Here is a 21,559-nt window from a genome sequence, read left to right on the forward strand (position 1 = left end):
GGAACCCGGCGCTCCCCCGTCCCCTCCGGCGGCTCAGCCGCGCATCGGCAGCACGAAGCCCAGCTCCAGCGGCATGCCCGCGTACTCCGGCCGCACCAGCGCCGTCACGCGCACGCCCCGGGTGCCCTCGCCGGTGGGCACCACCTCGCCGCGCACCCGGCCCGCGGGCGCCGCCCCGCCGAACAGGAACACGTCCGCGGCCTGCGAGAAGAGCGTCGACACCTCCGCGTCCCCCGCACCGGACGGGAGCTGATCCCTCACCCACTGCGCGAAGCGCACGATGCGGCCCGTGAGGATCTGCGCCGGCAGCGGCACGCGGTGCTCGCCCCCGTACACCATGGGCGCCGCCGTGAGCTGCAGCACGTCCGTGTTCCTCCCGCTGCCCAGTCCCAGCACGCCCAGCTCGGCCAGCCGCGACTGCGTGCGCACGGGGAAGAACGTCTCCGTGGGCACCGCCGTCCCGCCCTCGCGCCCCGGGGGCAGCTGCCACACCGCGGGCGCCTGCACCCCGCCCGGGCCCCCCACAATCCGCGCGAAGCTCCCCGTCTCGCGGAAGCTCGACGCCAGCATGCAGGCCACGCCCAGGGCCGCGCTGGTGAAGCTCGTCCGCCGCCGGGCTCCCTGCCCATCCACCATCACCACCACCCGGTGCAGCGCCGCACACAGCCAGCGCGAGGACTCCTCGGCACGCAGGGCGGCCCAGGCCTCGGACACCCCACCGCCCTCCTCCTCCACCCGCGTCACCACCTCCGCGGCCGACGTCACGCCGAAGAGCGAGGGCGGCACCTCCACCACCACCGGGAGCTGCGCCCGCTCGCCCAGCGCGGCCAGCCTGCCGAGCAGGGCCACGTCGTCCACCGCCTCCACCACGAAGAGGGCATCGGGGCGCTCGAAGCGATCGAGCGGGAGCTGGTTCTCCAGGCCATCCACGGCCGAGGGCCCCTCCACGTCGAAGACCTCCAGGGCCATGCCGGACGACGCGGGGCAATGGTCCACCAGCATCTTCAGGCCGCGCCAGGCCGACTCGAGCCGCGCGACGAGCGGATGGGCGAGCACGTCCCGGGCCGTGGCCAGCACCGCCTCCTCCACCAGGGCGCGCGCCGGAGCCGTCGCCGAGGCGGGATTCGCCGGAGGCGCCGAGCGCGTCCCCACCGCGCGCAGGAAGGCATCCACGCCCGCCTTCGCCGCCTGCTCGGGGCGGGCCGCGTCCGTCCGCTCGAAGATGGCGTCCACCAGGTCCGGCTGCCGGGGCGCCGCGGGCGCATGGGGGGCGACGCCGTTGCCGACGCCGTGGCCCGTCTTGGGGGCTGGGGCGGCCGGAGCCTGCTTCTCGCGAAGCACGGCGCCCACCGACTCGGAGAGACGCCCGGCGCCCACCACCGCCTCGATGCTCTTGACGGCCGCCTCCGCGGGCAGCTTGTCCAGCCCGTCCATGAGGGCCTTGAGCGCGCGCAGCTCGGGGAGGGCGGACACCACCTCCGCCACGATGAAGGAGCGCAGCTTGGGGAAGGTCAGCTCGAAGGCGCGCGTCTCGCCCGCGCCCAGCCGGTCGGCCACGCTCACGCGCAGCCCGGTGGCGGAGCGCGCCAGCTCCTCGGCGAAGCTGTCCGGCGTCACCTGGAAGCGCCTGCCCGAGGGGCTCTGCGTGAAAGCCCCCGCGACCCACCACCTCACCTGCGAACCCGCTGTACCCTCATGGCTCATGCTGGCGTCCCCCCTCGGTTGGAGTGGACGCCGAGGTTAGCCCGATTCAACGGGTCCGGGACAGTTCCCGGACACGCCTCGGCCTCAGGACGGCAGTTCCCAGTGGATCGGCTCGCGCCCCGCCTTCTTCAGGGCCTCGTTGGCGCTACTGAAGGGTCTGCTCCCGAAGAAGCCCTTCTTCGCCGACAGGGGCGAGGGGTGCGGCGCCTCGAGGATGACGTGCCGTGAGGTGTCGATGAGCGCCTTCTTCTTCTGCGCGTAGCTGCCCCAGAGGATGAACACCACGGGCTCGGGCTTGCCGCTCACCTTCTGGATGACGGCGTCCGTGAAGTGCTCCCAGCCGTGCCCCGCGTGGGAGTTGGGCTCGCCCTGGCGGACCGTCAGCACCGCGTTGAGCAGCAGCACGCCCTGCTCCGCCCACGGCACCAGGTTGCCATCCCCGGGCTTCGGCGCGCCCACATCGCTCCGCAGCTCCTTGAAGATGTTCACCAGCGAGGGCGGCGGCTTCACTCCCGGCTGCACCGAGAACGCCAGCCCATGGGCCTGCCCCGGTCCGTGGTACGGGTCCTGCCCGAGCAGCAGCACCTTCACCTGCTCGTAGGGCGTCAGCCGGAAGGCCGAGAACAGGTCCTCCTCGGACGGGTACACCGTCTCCTCGCGCCGCTCCTCGGCGACGAACGCCTCCAGCTCCGTGAACTCCGGACTCTCCAGCACGTCCTTCAGCACCGTCCTCCAGTCCTTCGGCAGCCGGTCCTTCATCGAGCCCATCACGCCTCCTGGTATCGAGCCCCGTTGAAGCCTCCGTCCTACACTACTTCTGCGGTCGGATGGCGTATGTCATGTTCCTGGCGACTTTTCCAGGCGGAGGCTCATTGGGCAGGCCGGAGCGACTGGTATAGGAGCGGAGGTCCCCCATGCTCCCCTCCACTCCCGTTCCCGCTCCCAGCCCCAACGAGCCTTCCCTCGAGCCCGACCACACCGGACCCTCCCGGCTCTCCTCGGCGCAGCTGGGCGAGCAGCTGCGGGGTGAGGCAGCGGTTTCGCGCGTGGCGGCGCTCACCCTGCTCGGGCGGCTCCAGGCCGTCCACGCCGTCCTGACGGGGGTGGAGGACGCGGCACTCGCCGCGCGCATGGCCGGGGTGCCGGAGTCCCGGGAGGAGGCGGACGCGGAGCGTGAGCGCCTGCGCCCCCTGGCGCTGGAGGCGCTCACTCGCCACCCGGAGCTGCTCGCGCGGACGACCTCGACGTACTTCCGCGACAGCTCTCCGCTCGCCGCGCTGCCCGCGGAGTCCCTGCCGGCCCTGGTGCCCGCGGTCCGCGCGCTCCTCGCGACGACACAGTCGCTCGAGCCCGTCCGCACCGTGCAGACGTTCCTGGCCCGGGCCGCGCCGCGCCAGGTGGTGGAGACGGGGCTCGCCACGGATGCGCACCCCCGCGTCCGCCACGCGGTTCTCCAGGCGCTCTGCCGCTCGCGCGTGGACGGAGCCGTGGAGGTGCTCCGGCGGCTCTGCGCGCGGCCGGAGCTGACGGCCGTGGACCGGGGCCTCCTCCTGGACCGGCTGGAGGCGCTCGGCGAGGACGTCTCCCTCCTGGACACGGAGCGCACGCTCCCGCTCGAGGCCTGGGTGGAGCTCGCCCGGGCCGAGGGCGCCGCGGACGCGGTGCCGAAGGACCTTCGCGGGCTCCCACTCGTCACCGCGCTCGCGCCACTCGGGGAGCTGCCGGTGCGGTGGCTGCTCACGCGGGCCAGGGAGCTGGGGGAGGAGCGGCTGCCCCGCCCGTTCCGGCACCTGCTCGGACAACACCTCCCCCCTCAGACGCTCCCGGTACTCGGGCGGCACGCGCTGGAGAGCTGGCTCGCGGTGAAGGGCAAGACGGGCGCCGCCTGGATGCTGTCGTTGATCGCGGAGTACGGCGGAGACGAGGCGGTGACGACCCTCTGCCGCCGGATTGACGAGTGGCGCCGCCACCAGAAGCCCAAGGCCAACACCGCCATCCGCGCCCTCGGCAGGATGGGCACCGTCTTCGCCCTCTCGCAACTGGAGCGCATCGCCTCCGCGGGCGGGCGGTACACCGAGTCGCTCGTGCAGAACGCACGCGAGGGGCTGGCGGAGGCCGCGGCCGCGCGTGGCCTGACACCCGAGCAACTGCGTGAGGAGCTGGTGCCGGACCTGGGCCTCACGCTGGAGGGCCTGGGGGTGGACCTGGGCCCCCGCGGGCTCCAGGTGAAGGTGCGGGCGGACCTCTCGCTGGAGGTGCACCACGAGGGCGGCAGGGTGACGAAGTCCTTCCCGGCCCTCCGCAAGGACGAGGACCCGGTGAAGCACGCGGAGGGCAAGCAGCGCTTCGACGTGCTCCGCAAGAACCTCCAGCCGGTGCTGAAGGCGCAGCTCGCGCGGCTCGAGGAGGTGCTCTTCGTCCAGGGCGACTACCCTCAGGAGCGCTGGCAACGGCTCTTCCCGCGTCACCCGGTGCTGCGGCTCGGCATCCAGGCCGTGCTCTGGACCCGGCTCACGCCCACCGGCGAGGTGATGGGCTCGTTCCGCGTCGCGGAGGACGGGACGCTGGTGGACGCGCAGAACGCGGAGGTGCGCCTGCATCCCTCCGAGCGCGTGGGCCTCTGGCACCCGGTCCTGGAGGATGCGCGCACGCACGCGCTGTGGGGGGAGCACCTGTCGGACTACCGGCTCGTGCAGCCCTTCCGCCAGTTCGAGCGAGAGGCCCTCCGGCCCACCGGCGCGGAGCGCGGGGCCACGGCCATCACCCGCTTCCAGGGCGTGTCCCTGTGGGCCAGCCGGCTGAGGAACACCCTGGAGCGGCTCGGGTGCAGGGCCCCGGTGGGGGACAGCGGCATGCTCCACGAGCACGCGCGCGCCCTGCCGAACCACGGGGTGGCCTTCCGCGTGCTCCACTCCCCCATTCAGCGGCGTTTCGAGTTGGAGGAGCGGGTGGAGCTGGGGCAGCTCGAGTACACGCTCGAGCCGCGGTACCGGCAGCGCCACGGCATCGCACAGGAGGGCCAGCCCACGCTCGGGGAGCTGCCGCCGGTGCTGTGCGCGTGTCTGCTCGACGTGATGCGCTCGCTGGCGCTCCAGGCGGATACGCCCTGAGCCCGCGGGGCGTGTCGTCCCTCCCCATGCGGCCCGCTTACCCGGGCCCACTTCTTCCTCATCCATCGTGCTCGTAACACCTCCTCCTTCTCTTGGGGGAGCACAGCTTGCGTGTATCATCTGCCATCCAGCACGGAGAGCAGCAGGGTGGCCTACCTCTTCAGCTACTGCATCCCGATCGACGATGGCGCGGCGCCAAACCCATTCTGGGGCGTGTGCACGCTCGTCATTTGTAAGCCTGACATTCGTCGAGTCGCGCAGGTTGGCGACTGGATCGTGGGCACTGGTTCACACCGATCGCCGATCGGCGACGTCGCCACAAAGGTCGTCTACGCGATGCGTGTGACCGAGAAGCTCACGATGCAGGCGTACAATGCGCGGACGCGGCAGAAACTCCCCGAGAAGATCCCAGACTGGGGCAACGCTGACTATCGCCGCCGACTCGGTGATTCCATCTACGACTTCACCGTTTACCCGTACGTCATACGCAAGAGCGTCCACGATGAGCGCAACCGCGAGCGCGACCTGAGCGGCAAGTATGCGCTCCTCTCGACGCACTTCTTCTACTTCGGAGACAAGCCGATCGAGTTGCCGGAGGATCTCCACAAGATCATCAAGGCTGGACAGAAGCACTTGCGGATTGGCGACCCAGAAGTCGTCGACCGCTTCGTCGCGTGGATCGAGGGGTTGAACATCGCGCCGAACAATCTCCTCGGCGAGCCGCAATGCCGTGACATGGAGAAGCGGTGCCTTCTGGACGCGGAGGAAGAGGAGTAGGAGCGGCGCCGCCATACCGGTTTCTCGATTTCGAGAAGCTGTTCCAGAAGAAAGGCATCAAGGGTATTGAGTTGGTGCTCACTCCTCCGCCCTGAGGCGAAGCGCACATGAGAGAGACCTACTACGCGGGCATCTACTGGGGGGGCCGCAAGGATTCCGCCGAGGAGTGTGCCCGGCGCGCGGAGGCGTTCTTCCACCTGCTGTCGCGTTGCGACCCCATCTACACCCGCTGGTTCGAGAAGGCTGACTCGCGCAAGAAGGCGCTCCAACTCCAGTTCGAGCCCACCGCCGACACCTTCCTGCGCTTCTTCAAGAGGAAGACGTACCAGGAGGGCAGGGATGGCTTCGTGCTCGGGTTCTGGACGGGGCACGAGGAGGGACACGGGGGGCAGGTCACCCTGTGCTGCGGCTCCGCGGCCGAATTCGTTTCAAACAGCTGCTTCCTCTACCTGCCGAAGGAGGAGCCGGAGAAGGAGCGCGTCCTCCAGGCGGACGTGCTCGCCGGGGTGCTGCGCGCCATGGTGCTGGCGTGGGAGCCGGACTGGGGGGTCGTCACCTCCGGTGCTTTCCGGGACAGCTTGTCGCAGCAGGGCATTGCCGGCACCTTCGTGGGTTGGTGGACCTACGTGTCCAGCCGCCGGGGGGGGCTACCGCCCCTGCCGGAGCCGGTGCGGGTGCAACCCGTGGAGGACAGGGGCACGCTCGTCCTGCTCACTCCCGAGCGCCTCACCGCCTCCAATCCCGAGCACCTCGCCCTGGGCCGGCGCGTCCAGGAGGTGCTGAGCGCCAAAGGCCTGCTGGAGCCGGTCGTTTCCAGACGGCCCGCCCCCTGAGACGGCTTCCACGCTCGCCGCCAGACACCGGCAGGGGCACGGCGGGCCCGTGGTCACCGCCCGGGGTCAGGATGGGCGGGAAGCAGACACTCAGGGAAAGCGCACGCCGCTCACGGTGAAGGTGCGCGCTCCGCCCGCCTCGCCCAGCTTCAAGAGGAACGTGCCCTGGAGGTGCTCCACCGGCGCCTCCGCTTCCACCACGAGCCGCACCTGCCCTCCCGGCAACAGGGGCCCGGATTGCCACACCCGCGTCACCCGCAACCGGACGCCTTCCGTGCTGACGAGTTCCGCCCCCTCCGTCGTCCAGGCCAGGGCACTCGTGTTCTTCACCTTTAGCTCCACCGCCACCTGCTTCGGTGCTTCGGCGTGGTAGCTCCAGGCATCCCACACCTCCAGGGGCGCTCCGGGACGTGGGGTGAGGTCGCTCTTGATGTCGCGCGCCAGGATGCCGTCCCCCGCCCCCACCAGTCCGGCCTCCAGCAGTCCCTGGAGACTTCCGGAACACGGCCCCCGAGGGAGGGCACGCTCCAGCGTCAGCGCGGCCTCGCACCGCTCGGCGCGCTCGCGCTGCTGCCGGGACTCCGGGTGCAACGACTCCCCCGAGCGGGACGAGCGGTACACCCGCACCTGGTGCTCGGCCCGCGACGCGTCCTCCACCAGCCGGAAGGTGACGCCGCCGGGCACCTGCCCGTCCGCGAAGCGCACCGTCACCCGCGGCGGCCTGTCCGCCGACGGCGCCTGCGTGGGCAGCAGTGTCACCATGCCCTCGGCCTCGTTCACCGCCACCTTCACCCCCTGCCCGCCCTCCACCTGCACGCCACCGGGTTGCAGCGGCGTGTCGAACACCAGCGTGGTGGACTCATGGGGGCGGATGCGTACCGGGTGCTGTACGTCGGCGTTCTCCGCCGTCAGCTCCACGTGGCGTGCGCCCGGCGTGTCCCATTCCTCCCCGTGGGGCGAGGCCGACGTGGACACGAGGAGAGCGAGCAGCAAGGGAGCGGCGAGCAGCGTGGACATGGGGGTGACCTCCAGAGTGGCCCACACTAGCAGGGCCTCGGAAGTCGGCCCCTCCTGTTCCTCCCGTCAGTCGAAACGCGGCGGCGGCTGGTTATACCGCGACGCCTCGCCGAAGCGTTTCACCGGACGCAGAGCCCCCCCGCTGCGGACGACGGCGGTGTCCTGGCCACTGCCCTCTTCCCTCGCCCAGCCCCACCGGGTGTTGGAATGCACCTCCAGGCACACCGGATAGGCCTGGCCCTCGGGGGTGTATGCCTGGGTGAGGCGCGCCTGCACCCGCTCGCCGAAGAGCAACTGGCCGGTGAACAGGGTGTCGCGCGGCAGCCTGCCCCAGTGGTCCTGGCCATTGAGACGCAGCGTTACCAGTCCCGGCCTCACGGTGCTCTCCGGCCCTTTCGCCCCGAGAATCTCGACGCCCTCGGACCGGTCCGTGAGCTCCAGTTCCTTCATGGCCTGGGCGGCACCGGGGGGGCACTCGGCGGGAGGGGGCAGCGGGGGCTTGGGCAGCACGGTGGCGGTGGTGGCGGGGCTGGGGCAGCCGGTGGCCAGGGCGCAGCCGAGCACGGCCGCGCCCACCTGCGTGGCCGGGGAGCCCGTCTTCTTCGGGGGAGGGGGAGCTTTGGCTGGAGTCTTCACGCGCGTCTCGTCCTTGGGCGTCGCACGGGCGACGGGCGCGGGGGTTGCCGCCCCAGGGGGCGCCGCGCCGCCGTCACCTTCTGGCCGCTGCCACGGGGAAGCCACTTCCTGGCCACCCGGCTCCAGGCTGATAGGAAGGAACTCCCCGGGTAGGCTGGCGCGAGGTGTCTCCACCGGTGACACGGTGCGCACGGTGGCGGGGGGCGGGGGGCGCACGGCGAGCCACAGCCCCAGGCCCAGCACGAGCACCGCACCGGCGGCCAGCAGCGCCCGGCGCGAGTGGACGGCGGGCCGCGCGGCTTCCCGGACGCGCGGAGCCGGCGGTGTCACCGCCGGGGCCTCGTCCACCGCTCGCGGCACCTCGGGCCCGGCGAGCGGCATGGCTTCTTGCGCCGACATCGGGGGCACGGCCACTTGCGGTGTCACCTCGGGCGGCGCCTGCGGGAGCAGGGTGGACACCTCGTCAGGTGCCCGCGGTTTGCCGCGCACCGCCACCCGGGCGTAGGAGGCCCGCCGCTCGTAGAGCGCCAGCACGTCCCCTCCCTGCCACATGCCGGGCTCGAGCACGGTGGTGGCGTGGTGCGGCCCCCACGCCTCGCACAGCGGCTCCCGCCACGTGTCGTCCGCCTCCTTCATCGCTTGCGCGAGCGCCGCCTCCACCGCGAGCGCGTCCGGGTAGCGCTCCTCGGGCACCTTGCGCAGCATGCGCCAGCACACCTCGCCCAGCGCCCGCGGCACCCGGGGGTTGCATGCGTGCGGCACCGGCGGCTCCTCGTGCAGGACGGCATGCACCAGCTCGCCCTCGCGGCCCTGGAACGGCAGCCCGCCGGTGAGCGCGAGGTAGAGCTCCACACCCAGCGCCCACACGTCGTCGCCCGGACAGGCCCGCGAGTCCTCCAGGCCGCGCCAGGCGCGCCACACCCGGGGGCTGAGATAGGACCAGGTGCCCGGGGGGAAGGCTCCCGTCAACCTGGGGGCGCCCTCGTAGGTGGCCACGCCGAAGTCCACCAGCACCACCTGCCCCTCGCCATGCACCAGCAGGTTCGCCCCTTTCACGTCCCGACGTAGGTCTCAAACTGCACCCCAAGGTGCAGCGAGTTCAGAATGTGTGAGCATCATCTTCCCAGTGCACCCATTACGAGGCATGCGCCTGACGGTGGTGCGCACTGTCCGTAGCCAGAATGGGCGGCAGTACATTGATGCGGAGCATCCCAATGGAGGGCTCATTCGGCTGCCAGTTGAATGGACGGATCGCTCCATTCCCATGGTAGTTCCGGCTCGTGGTGGCCGGCAGGTCCGACTGAGTGCCAGCGCCCTCCTGGAACTTGCCCGCGCAGTCAGCATAGCGCCAGGCAAGTCCCCCGCTGTGGAGGCTCCTCTCGAACCGGAGGGGGAGCCTAGGTTCACTCATGCCAGCGCCGCAGTTGCCCAAAGCCGACCTGCCCTGGCCGCACCTGCCCGCGACGGCAAGGGGCGCATTGCTGGGAGCGTGGGCCAGCCTGCTGCACAAGGTGCTGCGCGTCGAGGCCGGCGGCGTGGAGGAGGACCATGAGCGACAAGATACAGGCGACCCACCTCGAACGCCGAGCCATCGTCTATCTGCGACAGTCCACGCTCAAGCAGGTCCACGAGCATCGTGAGTCCACGGCTCGCCAGTATGCCTTGAGACAGCGTGCGCAGGAGCTTGGCTGGCCGGCCGAGCGCATCGACGTCCTTGATGAGGACCTGGGGCAAAGCGGCGCTGGGACGGCCTGGCGCGCTGGTTTCCAGCGGCTGGCCGAGGACGTCGCCCACGGACGCGTCGGTGTCATCTTTGCGCTCAAGGTCTCCCGGCTGGCGCGTTCCTCCGCGGACTGGCAGCACTTGTTGGACTTGTGCGCCCTGGCCGACGTTCTCATCGCGGATGAGCAGGCCGTCTACACCCCACGAGACTACAACGACCGGCTCCTGCTGGGGCTCAAGGGCACCATGAGCGAGGCCGAGCAATACTGGATGCGACTGCGGCTACAGGGTGGAAAGCTGTCCAAGGCCCGGCGCGGCGAGCTCTTCCTCGTTCCTCCTGTCGGTTACCAATGGGACGAAGCGACGCACAAGCTACGCCTGGACCCGGACGAGCAAGTGCAACGTGCGGTGCGGCTGGTCTTCGAGCGCTTCCGCCTCGACGGCAGTGCCTACGCGGTCGTGCGGTACTTTGCCCAGCATGGATTGAAACTACCGATGCACCAACTCCGAGGAAGGCAACTGCATTGGGGACCCCCGCGTCACAAGGGCGTGCTCGACATGCTCCACAACCCCTTGTACGCAGGCGCCTATGTCTATGGCCGCAAGGAAGTCCGGATGGCGTTGGTGCAAGGGGAATTGAAGCAACGGCACACCACGTTCCTGCCGCGCCAGGACTGGAAGGTATGTCTGCGCGACCACCACCCGGCCTACATCAGCTGGGAGGAGTTCATGGCCAACCAGGAGAAGCTCCAGGGCAATCGGACGAAGCACCTGCCGCATCAGCACGGCGCCGCTCGAGAAGGAGCGGCGTTGTTGCAAGGCCTGGTGTTGTGTGGACGGTGCGGCCACCGCATGAGCATCAGCTACCGCGGCACCCTGCACCGCCCCTATTACGAATGCCGAAGTGCCTCCGTGCTGGTGGAAGGCAAGCAGCTGTGTTGGATGGTGGCAGCCCGGGGCATTGATGAAGCAGTCGCCCGGTTGTTCCTGGAGGCCGTGCAACCTCCAGAAGTGGAGCTCGGACTGGCTGTGGCGCGCGAAGTGGAGCGCCAGGCCCAGCAGCTCCATCAGCAGTGGAAGCTGCGGCTGGAACGGACGCGTTACGAGGCGCAGCTCGCTGAGCGCCGCTACAAGGCCGTGGACCCGGACAATCGGGTAGTGGCCCGCACGCTCGAAACCGAGTGGAACGACAAGCTGCGCGAGCTGCAGGAGCTGGAGAGCGAGTACCAGCAGGTGCTGCGCCGCCAGAAGCTGGAGCTGACCGAGGAGGATAGAAGGCGCATTCTCGCACTGTCCAAGGACCTGCCGCGTGTCTGGGACGCCCCGAGCACGACGAACGCGGAGCGCAAGAATCTCTTACGCATCCTGGTGCAGAAGGTAGCGCTCAGCCCGACCGAAATGCCGAAGGGAATGACTCGCGTCCAGGTGGTGTGGGTGACGGGGGCTGTCAGTGACTTCACCGTGCCGCGCCGCACGGGATTTCATACGCGGAAGAATCCGCCCGAGGCCATTGAGCTCATCAGCCGCTTGTTCAAGCAGAAGAAGACGGATGCGCAGATAGTGGCGGAGCTCAACCAACTCGGCTTGCGCTCGGGCGCCAACATCCCCTGGAACAAGAGGACAGTAGCTCGGGTGCGTAGCCGCAAGGGCCTACGCCACCTGCCCATGTCTGTGGGGACCGGACAACAGCCTGCTCGCCGGGCAGATGGGCTCTATTCCGTGCGCGGCGTAGCCGAACGTTTCAATGTTTCCGAGGCCATCGTCCGCTATTGGATGAAGAGAGGATGGCTCGAACCCGTGGAGGGCGGTGGTCGCGGGCACGTCTGCTGGTTCAAGCTCGACCGCAAAGCGCTCAAGAGGCTCAATGCCGCCAAGGCTCAAGGGCTCGGAGCAATCGGCTCCATGGATTCTCAACCCCATTCGCACCATGGGGTGCATTATGCGTGATACGTCCCGGTGCACCACGCCGGCCGCGTGCACCACCGCCAGCTGGCGCGCGCCCTGGCCGAAGAGCCGCGCCACCTCGAGGGCACAGGGGTTGTGCACGCGCGTCCACACGTCCAGCGGCAGCCCACGCACCAGGGGCATGACGAGGAAGAGGTAGAGGGGCGCGGGCGCGGGCCACACGCCCTCGTCCACCAGGGGCAGGCCGCCCGCGCTGCTGAGCTTGAGCATGACGTCGCGCTCGCGCCAGGCCCAGCGCGCCGTGCGCGGCAGGAAGAGGAACTTCACCGCGTACAGCACGCCCTCGCGCGAGGCGCGGAACACGGTGCCCTGGCCGCCGGTGCCCAGGCGCGCCTCCAGCGTGTAGCCGGCCACCACCAGGCCCGGCCGGGGGCGCCAGGGGGAGGCCTCCTCCTCCAGGGGCTCCACCCCTCCTGGCCGCTGCTCCTGCCCACCGCTCCGCGTGCCCGCCTCGCTCATGCACATCACCTCCGAGGTGGGCCAGCCTACAGGACGGCTCAAGGCGTGCGGATACACAAGGGGCCAGTCATTGTCCGGCGCCGCTCGCGCCCGTCCACGCGGTGGACAGGCCCGTGCTGGAGCACCCGGGAATGCCACCTGGGTGGGCTTGACTGGTAGACGTCTACCAGTGGTGTGGTTTCGTGTGTGCTGGTGTGTTTCTGGAGTGGTAGACGTCTACCAGTGCCCCGGGGGGAGGCGTCTACCCGTGCCGAGCAAAGGGCCCGTCTCCCCGCCCCCAATCCGCGGATGCGCGCAGCGGGCTGTCACGGGTCAGAGGCTTCGCCGGGAAGGTCAGCCTGGGCGCGTACACCTGGAGAGCGGTTCTTGCCCGGAGGCCTTCCATGCGCACGCCTTCATCGCCCTGGTTTCATGCCCGGCAGAGGCTCGTCCACTGCGTGGTGCTGACACTGGGGCTGCTGGTGCTGGGCGGTTGCGCCACACGCGCGCCCCTGCCCGGACTGCTCCTCGGCCCTCGCGCTCACCGCCTGACGCCGGTCCTCTCCACCCAGGCGCATCCGCCCGGGCCCGTGGACTCCGCGGGGACGGCCGTGCTGTCCGGGGATGCCCCTGCGCTCGACGAGGACGACGAGCCGGAGGACGACGTCGATGAAGAGGAGCCCGGTGCCCCGGTCATGACGGCGGACGTACCCGGGGACGCGTCCGGCTCGCGGGGGCGCCACCGGGCGCAGGAGGAGGACGAGCCGCTGGAGGACGGAGGCGAGGGCCTCGTGGGCTGGAGGGATGGCGTGGGGGAGGGGCGCCCCTGGCCGGTGCCCTTCAGCGTGGACCATTTCCAGGGCCTGCTGGTGCAGGTGGGCGTGTCCCCCGAGGTGTTGCCGGAAGACGGCAGCACCCTGTCGCCCCAACAGGCGGTGCAACTGTTGGCGCACCTGCTGGAGGCGGAGGCGAAGCTTTTGGAATTCCCCCGCCAGCGCATGGCGGCGCACCTGCTGCTGGAGGTGGCCACGGGCGAGAGGCCGGTGACGCGTGAGGAGTTGCACGCACGCATGGACCGCTTCCACCGGCTGCGGGTGGTGAGGCCGGACGGCTACCTGGTACGGGCGGTGACGGGCGAGGCGGTACAGCGGGCCGGCGAGGTGCGGCTGGCCGAGGACGGCACGCTGCGCGCGGGCCGCTACGAGGTGGGGCCCTTCTACGCGGTGGAGGACGAGCAGCTGTGGCCGGTGGATACGGGGCTGGAGGTGCCCCGAGGCGCGAAGCCCCTGGGCCCCTACGTGCCGGATGACGGCGTGGTGCTACCCGCGCTGGAGGGCGCGGGGCTGGCGCTGGGGGACACCCTGGAGGGCTTGAGCCGGCTCGTCTTCCACCCCGGCGAGAGCCTGGAGGGCCTGACGCGACTGCCGGGAGCGGTGCGCGTGCTCTTCCAGAACGCGCCCGAGTATTGGGAGGCCTTCCGCCAGAAGCCCCGGGGCGAGCGGGTGCGGACGGTGTCGCGGCTGCTGGCCAACGCGCTGCTGACGGTGGGTACCTCGGGGGCGGGGGCGGTGAAGGCGGTGACGTGGGGCGAAAAGCTCGGCCGGCTGTCGGTGCCCCTGCTGACGCTGACGAAGAAGGGCGAACTGGTGCTGCGGCTGGTGGCGGTGCCCGGACGGGCCGTAGCGGTGGCGGGCCAGGGGCTGAGCGTCGCCTGGGGCCTGCACCTGGCCAAGGTGGGCTCGGGCGGAGGTGGCGGCTGGGTTCCGCCGGTGGGCGGGCCGGGGCAGTGGGTGCCCAAGAACGAGCGGATGTCGCCGCGCTCGCGCGCCTTCCAGTACAAGGTGACGAAGGCGCCCGCGGGCTGGGTGTACCGCGTGTGGCGCAATGGCGAGAAGGCCGACTTCGACGGCTTCGACCTGAAGCAGCGCCTGCTACAGGAGACCAAGGGCCTGGGCTACGACAAGCACTTCGACGCGGAGCTCGAGCCCAAGGGATATTTCAAAGGCGCCAAGAGGCTCGTCAGGCAGGCCGCGCGACAACTGCGGGTGGCCAATGGCATTCCCATCCGCTGGCACGTGGCGGAGCCCCGCATGGTCCCCATCCTCCAGAAGCTGTTCCAGAAGGAAAAAATCACGGGTATTGAGGTGTTGTTCACCCCACCGCCCTGAGGCGAAGCGCACATGAGAGAGACCTACTACGCGGGCATCTACTGGGGGGGCCGCAAGGATTCCGCCGAGGAGTGTGCTCGGCGGGCGGAGGCGTTCTTCCACCTGCTGTCCCAATGCGATCCCATCTACACCCGTTGGTTCGAGCAGGCCGACTCGCGCAAGAAGGCGCTCCAACTCCAGTTCGAGCCCACCGCTGATACCTTCCTGCGTTTCTTCAAGAGGAGGACCTACCAGGAGGGCAGGGATGGCTTCATCCTCTGGGTGTGGACGGGGCACGAGGAGGGACATGGGGGGCTGGCCACCATGCGCTGTGGCTCCGCGGCCGAGTTCGTTCCAAACAACTGCCTCCTCTACCTGCCGAAGGAGGAGCCGGAGAGGGAGCGCGTCCTCCAGGTGGACGCACTCGCCGGAGTGCTGCGCGCCATGGTGCTGGCGTGGGAGCCGGATTGGGGGGTCATCACCTCCGACGATTTCCGGGACAGCCTGTGGCCGCAAGACAATGTGGACACCTTCGTGGGTTGGTGGACGTACTTCTCTCGTGACCGGGGGGAGGTGCCGCCCCTGCCGGAGCCGGTGCGGGTGCAGCCCGTGGAGGACAAAGGCACGCTCGTCCTGCTCACTCCCGAGCGCCTCACCGCCTCCAATCCCGAGCACCTCGCCCTGGGCCGACATGTCCATGAGGTGCTGCTCGCGAAGGGCATGCTCGGGCCGCTCGTGTCCAGACGGCCGGCCCATTGAGACAACTCCCACGCGCGTTGCCAGGCACCGGCAGGGGCACGGCGGACCCGTAGCCCCCGTGGAACCCACTGGACCCGCCCGCCTGGCCTCCATGCCGGTAGGCAGGCCCTGCGCTTGGGACTCGGCCGGTCTCGGGCTAGCCTCGGGGGCGCCATGTCGATGTACTCCGAGTCGCTCCGCGCCTTCCTCAAGCCCGTCCTCCCCTATCTCGACGACCCCACGGTCTCGGAGATCATGATCAACGGGCCCACCGACGTCTGGATCGAACGCAAGGGCAAGGTCTCCAAGACCGATGCCACCTTCACCGAGGAAGGCCTCATCGGCGCCGCGCGCAACATGGCGCAGTTCGTCGGCCGCCTCCTCAATGACGAGCGCCCGCGCCTCGACGCCCGCCTGCCCGACGGCAGCCGCATCCACGTCGTCATCCCGCCCATCGCCCGCAAGGGCACCACCATCTCCATCCGCAAGTTCTTCAAGGACAAGCTCACCATCGAGTCCTTGATCAAATTCAAGTCCATGACGCCGCAGATGGCGCGGCTCATCGACGCGGGCATCCACACCAAGCTCAACATGCTGGTGTCCGGCGGTACCGGCTCGGGCAAGACGACGCTGCTCAACATCGTCTCCTCCCTCATCCCCGACGAGGAGCGCATCCTCACCATCGAGGACTCGGCCGAGCTCCAGCTCAACCAGTCCCACCTGGTGCCCTTCGAGAGCCGGCCCCCGGACAAGTTCGGCAAGGGCGGCGTGGACATGGGAGACCTGCTCAACTCGGCCCTGCGTCTGCGCCCCGACCGCATCGTGGTGGGCGAGGTGCGCGGCGGCGAGGCCTTCTACCTCGTGCAGGCGATGAACACCGGCCACGGCGGCTCGCTGGCCACCACCCACGCCAACACGCCCACGGACACGCTGCGCCGCATCGAGTCGCTCTGCCTCATGTCCGGCATCGACCTGCCCATGGTGGCCATCCGCGCCCAGGTGGCCAGCGCCATCAACTTCGTCATCTGCTGCGAGCGCCTCCACGACGGCAGCCGCAAGACGATTGCCCTCTCCGAGGTGCTCCCCCTCAACGAGAAGGGCGAGTACCGCACCCAGGACATCTTCGTCTTCACCCCGGTGACGAAGGACGAGGAGGGCCACATCCTCGGCTACCACGCGCCCACCGGCATCATCCCCCACTTCGTCGCCCGGGCGCGCGCCTACGGCTTCACGGACCTGGACGAGTCCTTCTTCGACCCGGCCACCTACGGCGTGCCGCCCCCGCCCTCCTTCCACGCCGGGGAGAGCTACAGCGTGCGCTGGGCTCCCTCGCTCAAGCACCGCGAGCGCGGTGAGCCGGACCCGGCGAGCTACAAGAAGGAGTGGCAGGCCTTCGAGCAGCGCCTGAAGGACGAGGCCCACGAGGCCCAGGGCGGCAAGCCCGCGGCGCCCGCCTCGCCGCCCGTGCAGGTGCAGGTGCCCGCCAACCTCCCCATGGCGGCTCCCCGCGCCCCCGAGCCGCCCGCTCCGGCTCCCGCCCGGCGGACGGCCGAGACGCCCGCCGCGCGCACCGGCCCCGCCCTGAGGCCCAACCTGCCCGCGAACCGGCCCGCCCCGCCCGTCCCGGAGCACGACGACGACAAGACGCCGCCGCCCACGCGCAACCCCTTCGCCTCCGAGGCGGATGATGGGTTCGGCGCGCCCCCGGACGAGCCCAGCGTGCAGGTGGCCGCGGACCTCCTGGCCGAGGACCTCGACGCCACCCAGGGCCGGGGCATCCCCCCGCCGCGTCCGGCCCCCCGCCCCGCCGCGACTCCCGCGCGTCCCACTCCGGCTATCGGCTCCCGCCCCGCCGTGGCGTCGCCTCCCCGCCGGCCCGCGCCTCCCGCTCCCGCTCGGCCTCCTCCGCCCGTCCCCTCCAGCGACCTGGAGGACGATGACGCACCGCGCGAGCTGGACAACTCGGAGAAGACGCACATCAAGCCCATGCCCGAGAAACCGCGCCGCTGAGGCCGCTCGCCTGGGCACACCCGCGTCACGCACCCGGCGCTACTTGGAGTGCGTGACCTTGCGATGGGCGCGACATGGGGGGAAAGTGACACCATCGTGTTCCTTTCACTCCTCGCCACGCTCGTCGTGCTCGGCCAGGCGCCCGCGACCTCCGAGGCTCCGCTCACCGTGCTGATCGCCCCGCCGGAGGCCGCGGGGGTCCCTTCCCACATCGTCTCCTTCGCCCAGGAGCATGTGTACGAGCAGCTCAAGACGCAGGGGCTGCAGGTGGTGCGCGCCTCGGAGCTGTCCCAGCGCCTGCCGCCCGCCCAGCGCAAGACGGTGCTCGGGTGCAACCGTCTGGAGGCCGCCTGCCGGATTACGCTGGGCGAGGCCGCCCAGGCCGACGCGGTGGTGATCGCCGAGCTGGTGCAGTTCCTCAGCGGCTACCGGGTGGGCCTGAAGGCCTACGCCACGCGCGACGGCGAGCAGCTCTCCGAGCACTACGTGCCGGGCGTGCGCGAGGATCAACTGCTGGACGCGCTCACCCAGGCCAGCGAGAAGGTGGTGCCGCCGGTGCGCCGCGCGCTGCGCCCCTCGCTGGAGCCCGTCGTCGAGGCGCCAGTGCAGCCCATCACGTCCACGCCCGTGCAGCCGGTGCCGGTGAAGCCCGAGCTGACGGTGTCGCGCTCGGGCGCGCCGGGCTGGGGGTGGCTGCCGGCCGCCGGTGGCGCGGTGCTGCTGGGCGCGGGCACGTTCTTCTTCGTGCAGGCGACCCAGGACTACAACGCCCTCAAGGCGCGGCAGTTCACCGACCCCCTGGATGGCGAGCGGCTGCGGGACTCGGGCGCGCGTGCGCAGTGGCTGAGCCGGGGCGCCTTCGCGGTGGGCGCGGCCGGCGTGGTGACGACGGGGCTCATCTACCTGCTGTCTGGCAAGGACGAGGGCAAGCCTTCACTGGTGCGCCCCACCGCCTCCGTGGGCAACGGCGGCGGTATGGTGGGCGTGGCCGGAACACTCCCGTGAGGACTGACATGCTCGAGACGAAGAAGCCATTCGCCGCGGGGCTCGCGCTGGCGCTGCTGGCCGCTACCGGTTGCTACGACTTCGAGGGGGCCTTCGAGGAATGCAAGAACCTCGGCCAGTGCGTGCCCAGCACCTGCGATCCCTCCGCGGTGGATGTCCCGGATGATCTCTTCTACGACGCCAACTGCGACGGCATCGACGGCACGCCCGGCGACGCCATCTTCGTGGACCCCACCGGCCAGGACTCCAACGACGGCACCAAGGACGCACCGGTCAAGCGGCTCTCCGTCGCCCTGAATCTCGCCGCCGACCGGGGCAAGGCCATCTATCTGGCGCGGGGCACCTACGACGAAGCGGATCTGCGCATGGAGCGGGCCGTGTCCATCTACGGCGGCTACGCCGGCAAGGCGGGCAACTGGAAGCGCGACAAGGAGAACATCACCCAGATTGGAGGCAGCACCCCCACCGGCTTCACGGTGAGCGGGCTGATGGACGCGGGCGTCGACATCGAGTGGGTGTACATCCGTTCCGCCAACAGCTCCGTGCCCGGGACGCCGTCCATCGGCCTGCGGGTGCTGGACTCGAACGGCGTGCGCCTGAGCCATGTGGACGTAGCGTCCGGGAAGGGCGCGCCGGGCCGGGACGGTGACTCTCCCGGACCCACGACCCAGGTGGGCGCGGATGGAGGCGTGGGACTGGACGGAACCGCCGGGACGCCCTCGGGGGGCCCCCGGGGAGCGAGCAGCTGTGGCGCGGGCTCCTACGCGGGGGGCCCGGGTGGACAGGGAGGCACCGCCTACCTCACTCCGCCTGGAGTGGGAACGGCGGGAGAGCCCTACACCACCGGTGGCGGCACCGCCGGAACGAACAAGCTCGACACCGCCTGCAGCACGGCCGTGTGCGTGTGCGATGGGGAGGCAGGAGGGGTGGGCCAGCCGGGTGAGGCGGGCGGCCGCGGCAAGGACGGCAACCCGGGCGATGAGAAGGGGGTGCTGGAGGGGACCACCTGGGTGGCGAGGTCCGGCACGGACGGCGAGCCGGGAGCCTTCGGAAAGGCGGGCGGGGGCGGGGGCGGTGGAGGCTACTGCGAGGCGCCGGCGAGCGTCCGGTCCAAGGGCGGCGGCGGTGGGGGTGGCGGTGCGGGTGGCTGCCCGGGCCTGGGCGCGAAGGGAGGCCAGGGGGGTGGGGCGTCCATCGCCATGCTGCTCATGCGCGGACACGTGGAGATGCAGTCCTGCACGTTGAAGACGGGCGGTGGTGGAAAGGGAGGCGCTGGCGGGACGGGAGGCGCTGGCGGCGCGGGAGGCGCTGGCGGCGCGGGAGGCAAGGGCCAGTTCAGCCAGTACGCCTCGGGCCCCACCGATTACCGCGCCACCGGTGGCGACGGCGGCAAGGGCGGCAAGGGCGGAGATGGAGGCCCGGGCGGCCACGGCGGCAATGGCGCCGGGGGCCCGTCCGTGGGCATCTGGTGTGATGCCCTCGAGACCTCCTCCATCACCCAGAAGGGCATGACCTTCAGCCTGGAGGATCCGGGCACGCCGGGAGCCGGCCCTGGCCCCGCGGGCAACAGGGGCCTGTTGACCAATTACCACCAGTGCACCGTGTCTCCCTGACGGGAGACGGCCAGGCGGGTCCCCCCCGCCCGCTCGCCCGCTTGTGGGAATCCGCTCCCGGTCTGCTACCCTGGGGCCACTTCCCCGATGGCTGACTCCCGTCTCTGCGAAACCTGCGGTCTCTCCGTGCCGGCGGATACCGATATCTGCCCACGCGACGGCACCGTGCTGCTCGACGCCTCGCTCTCGTCCTACCCGGGCGATCCGGGAGGCGCACGGCGGACCTCGCCCGGGAGAACGATGCAAGTCATGGACGATTCCTCCGCGCAGGACCCGCTCACCGGCTTGAAGGTGGGTGAGTACGAGCTGCGCCAGCGCATCGGTGTGGGCGGCATGGGCCTGGTGTACGAGGGCATCCAGCCGCTGATCGGCAAGCGCGTGGCGGTGAAGGTGCTGCGCCCGGAGCTGGCCGCGGCCGAGGAGCAGGTGGCGCGCCTGCTGGCCGAGGCCCGCGCCGTCAACGCCATCCGCCACCGCGGCATCGTGGACATCTTCGGCTTCGGCCAGGTGCCCGACGGCCGCCAGTACATCATCATGGAGTACCTCGAGGGCGTGGCCCTCGATGCGCACCTGACGGAGAAGGGCCGGCTGCCGGTGTACGAGGCGCTGGACATCCTCGACGAGGTGCTCAGCGCGCTGGGCGCCGCGCACGGGGCCGGCGTGGTGCACCGCGACCTCAAGCCGAGCAACATCTTCCTGGTGAAGCAGCCGGACGGCTCGCGCTACGTGAAGCTGCTGGACTTCGGCCTGGCGAAGATGGGCCTGCCCACCGGGCGCACCGCGCAGACGCGCACGGACATGGTGGTGGGCACCCCGGAGTACATGGCGCCCGAGCAGGCCCGCGGCCAGCCCGTGGGTCCCATGACGGACCTGTACGCCCTGGGCGTGGTGGCCTTCGAGATGGTCACCGGCCGGCTGCCCTTCACCGGCACCTCGCCGGTGGACCTGCTGATGAAGCACGTGGACGCGCGGCCGCCGAGGCCCTCGGAGTTCCTCCCCGAGCTGCCCGCCGCGCTCGACGCCTTCATCCTGCAGATGCTCACCAAGGATCCCGAGGCGCGCCCCGGTTCCGCCGAGCAGCTGCGCCGCCAGCTCCAGCGGCTGCGCGACACCCTCGCCCAGCAGGCCCAGGCCCATCATGCCCGGCCCACCGCCTCGGAGCACCCCCCGCGCGAGGCCACCCCGGAGGCCCTGGCGCCCGCCGGGCCCGTCACGCCCGAGCCCGGCCCCGCGCCCGAGCCGGTGAAGCCGCAGCCGCCTCCTCCCGAGGTGACGCGCGACACCGGTGGAAACGCGAGCTCGCGGCGGCTGCTCCTGGGCGTGGGCGCGCTCGCGCTGGTGGCCGTGGGTGGAGGCCTCGTGCTCGCCGTGAGAGGTGGAGAGACCCCCCCGAACCCGCCGCCGGCGGTGGCCATCGCGCCGCCGGAGCAGCCCGCGAAGCCCCCGCAGCGGCCGGTGGTGGAGGCTCCGCCAGACGCGGGCCCGCCGCGGCAGACGGCGGCCGTCCCCGAGGTGTCCGACGCGGGCACGGGCACCACCGTGCAGGCCAGCACCACGGAGACGCCGGACAATCCCGTCCAGCCGGCGGGTCCCGCGGTGGGCCACACCGAGCCGGTGAAGCGCGCGCTCACCCAGGCCGCGCTGCTGGGCCGCATCCGCAAGCTGGACCGGGACATCGACACGCTGACGCAGGCCGGCCAGAAGCTCAGCCCCGCCACGCGCCGCACCCTGGACGCCATCCGCGAGAAGGCCGAGTCGGCCACCACGTCCGAGGAGCGGCGGCAGGTGGCCAAGGAGCTGGACGGCTGGGAGAAGTTCTTCCTGCGCCGCAAGTGAGGGGCCCG

At 70.9% G+C, this 21,559-nt stretch carries 15 protein-coding genes; 11 read left to right on the forward strand and 4 right to left on the reverse strand.

Annotated features, from left to right (window positions below; genetic code table 11):
* Positions 1 to 33: 33 nt before the first annotated feature.
* Together AC16DP_RS32085 and AC16DP_RS32090 are read right to left on the reverse strand one after the other, a co-directional pair.
* Positions 34 to 1,704, reverse strand: coding sequence for a type VI secretion system contractile sheath domain-containing protein (locus AC16DP_RS32085; protein WP_329727908.1), 1,671 nt, complete (start codon positions 1,702 to 1,704; stop codon positions 34 to 36).
* 84 nt (positions 1,705 to 1,788) lie between these two features.
* A complete protein-coding gene (locus tag AC16DP_RS32090; RefSeq protein ID WP_329727933.1) occupies positions 1,789 to 2,463 on the reverse strand; it encodes a uracil-DNA glycosylase in 675 nt (224 codons plus the stop codon).
* 155 nt (positions 2,464 to 2,618) lie between these two features.
* Here AC16DP_RS32090 and AC16DP_RS32095 point away from each other — a divergent pair, with 155 nt between their 5' ends.
* The 3 genes from AC16DP_RS32095 (at position 2,619) to AC16DP_RS32105 (ending at position 6,424) form a co-directional block, all read left to right on the forward strand.
* Positions 2,619 to 4,814, forward strand: coding sequence for a DUF4132 domain-containing protein (locus tag AC16DP_RS32095; protein ID WP_329727909.1), 2,196 nt, complete (start codon positions 2,619 to 2,621; stop codon positions 4,812 to 4,814).
* 147 nt (positions 4,815 to 4,961) lie between these two features.
* Positions 4,962 to 5,591 carry an Nmad2 family putative nucleotide modification protein gene (locus AC16DP_RS32100; RefSeq protein WP_329727910.1) on the forward strand — a complete coding sequence of 210 codons (630 nt, stop codon included), beginning with the start codon at positions 4,962 to 4,964 and terminating at the stop codon, positions 5,589 to 5,591.
* Between the two features lie 107 nt (positions 5,592 to 5,698).
* Positions 5,699 to 6,424, forward strand: a complete 726-nt coding sequence (locus tag AC16DP_RS32105; RefSeq protein ID WP_329727911.1) for an immunity 52 family protein — start codon at positions 5,699 to 5,701, stop codon at positions 6,422 to 6,424.
* Positions 6,425 to 6,514: 90 nt separating this feature from the next.
* Here the strand turns inward: AC16DP_RS32105 and AC16DP_RS32110 are convergent, their stop codons facing one another.
* Together AC16DP_RS32110 and AC16DP_RS32115 are read right to left on the reverse strand one after the other, a co-directional pair.
* Entirely contained in the window at positions 6,515 to 7,441 is a 927-nt protein-coding gene (locus AC16DP_RS32110; RefSeq protein WP_329727912.1) for a DUF2381 family protein, read from the reverse strand.
* A gap of 66 nt (positions 7,442 to 7,507) precedes the next feature.
* Complete coding sequence (locus AC16DP_RS32115; protein ID WP_329727913.1) at positions 7,508 to 9,133, reverse strand: serine/threonine protein kinase; 1,626 nt, start codon at positions 9,131 to 9,133, stop codon at positions 7,508 to 7,510.
* Positions 9,134 to 9,625: 492 nt separating this feature from the next.
* Between AC16DP_RS32115 and AC16DP_RS32120 the strand changes: the two genes are divergently transcribed.
* From AC16DP_RS32120 to AC16DP_RS32155, 8 genes are all read left to right on the forward strand, one after another.
* Positions 9,626 to 11,746 carry a recombinase family protein gene (locus AC16DP_RS32120; RefSeq protein ID WP_329727914.1) on the forward strand — a complete coding sequence of 707 codons (2,121 nt, stop codon included), beginning with the start codon at positions 9,626 to 9,628 and terminating at the stop codon, positions 11,744 to 11,746.
* A gap of 226 nt (positions 11,747 to 11,972) precedes the next feature.
* Positions 11,973 to 12,110, forward strand: coding sequence for a hypothetical protein (locus AC16DP_RS32125; RefSeq protein WP_329727915.1), 138 nt, complete (start codon positions 11,973 to 11,975; stop codon positions 12,108 to 12,110).
* Positions 12,111 to 12,606: 496 nt separating this feature from the next.
* Positions 12,607 to 14,370: a Tox-REase-5 domain-containing protein gene (locus AC16DP_RS32130; RefSeq protein ID WP_329727916.1), complete on the forward strand. Its 1,764-nt coding sequence runs from the start codon at positions 12,607 to 12,609 to the stop codon at positions 14,368 to 14,370.
* A 12-nt stretch (positions 14,371 to 14,382) separates the two neighbouring features.
* On the forward strand, positions 14,383 to 15,108 hold the full coding sequence (locus AC16DP_RS32135; RefSeq protein ID WP_329727917.1) for an immunity 52 family protein: 726 nt from the start codon (positions 14,383 to 14,385) through the stop codon (positions 15,106 to 15,108).
* A gap of 153 nt (positions 15,109 to 15,261) precedes the next feature.
* Positions 15,262 to 17,097 carry a TadA family conjugal transfer-associated ATPase gene (locus AC16DP_RS32140; protein ID WP_329727918.1) on the forward strand — a complete coding sequence of 612 codons (1,836 nt, stop codon included), beginning with the start codon at positions 15,262 to 15,264 and terminating at the stop codon, positions 17,095 to 17,097.
* 96 nt (positions 17,098 to 17,193) lie between these two features.
* A complete protein-coding gene (locus AC16DP_RS32145; protein ID WP_329727919.1) occupies positions 17,194 to 18,102 on the forward strand; it encodes a hypothetical protein in 909 nt (302 codons plus the stop codon).
* An 8-nt stretch (positions 18,103 to 18,110) separates the two neighbouring features.
* Positions 18,111 to 19,715, forward strand: coding sequence for a PE-PGRS family protein (locus AC16DP_RS32150; protein ID WP_329727920.1), 1,605 nt, complete (start codon positions 18,111 to 18,113; stop codon positions 19,713 to 19,715).
* A gap of 87 nt (positions 19,716 to 19,802) precedes the next feature.
* Positions 19,803 to 21,551 (forward strand): serine/threonine-protein kinase, encoded by a 1,749-nt coding sequence (locus AC16DP_RS32155; protein WP_329727921.1) that lies wholly within the window; start codon positions 19,803 to 19,805, stop codon positions 21,549 to 21,551.
* Positions 21,552 to 21,559 lie beyond the last annotated feature (8 nt).

Source organism: Archangium sp. (assembly GCF_057119385.1).

Bases quoted from the DNA above. Each gene is read 5' to 3' on its own strand.
- AC16DP_RS32085 (WP_329727908.1), bottom strand. From the start codon at position 1,704: ATGAGCCATGAGGGTACAGCGGGTTCGCAGGTGAGGTGGTGGGTCGCG.
- AC16DP_RS32090 (WP_329727933.1), bottom strand. From the start codon at position 2,463: ATGAAGGACCGGCTGCCGAAGGACTGGAGGACGGTGCTGAAGGACGTG.
- AC16DP_RS32095 (WP_329727909.1), top strand. From the start codon at position 2,619: ATGCTCCCCTCCACTCCCGTTCCCGCTCCCAGCCCCAACGAGCCTTCC.
- AC16DP_RS32105 (WP_329727911.1), top strand. From the start codon at position 5,699: ATGAGAGAGACCTACTACGCGGGCATCTACTGGGGGGGCCGCAAGGAT.
- AC16DP_RS32110 (WP_329727912.1), bottom strand. From the start codon at position 7,441: ATGTCCACGCTGCTCGCCGCTCCCTTGCTGCTCGCTCTCCTCGTGTCC.
- AC16DP_RS32120 (WP_329727914.1), top strand. From the start codon at position 9,626: ATGAGCGACAAGATACAGGCGACCCACCTCGAACGCCGAGCCATCGTC.
- AC16DP_RS32125 (WP_329727915.1), top strand. From the start codon at position 11,973: ATGACGTCGCGCTCGCGCCAGGCCCAGCGCGCCGTGCGCGGCAGGAAG.
- AC16DP_RS32130 (WP_329727916.1), top strand. From the start codon at position 12,607: ATGCGCACGCCTTCATCGCCCTGGTTTCATGCCCGGCAGAGGCTCGTC.
- AC16DP_RS32135 (WP_329727917.1), top strand. From the start codon at position 14,383: ATGAGAGAGACCTACTACGCGGGCATCTACTGGGGGGGCCGCAAGGAT.
- AC16DP_RS32140 (WP_329727918.1), top strand. From the start codon at position 15,262: ATGTCGATGTACTCCGAGTCGCTCCGCGCCTTCCTCAAGCCCGTCCTC.
- AC16DP_RS32150 (WP_329727920.1), top strand. From the start codon at position 18,111: ATGCTCGAGACGAAGAAGCCATTCGCCGCGGGGCTCGCGCTGGCGCTG.
- AC16DP_RS32155 (WP_329727921.1), top strand. From the start codon at position 19,803: ATGGCTGACTCCCGTCTCTGCGAAACCTGCGGTCTCTCCGTGCCGGCG.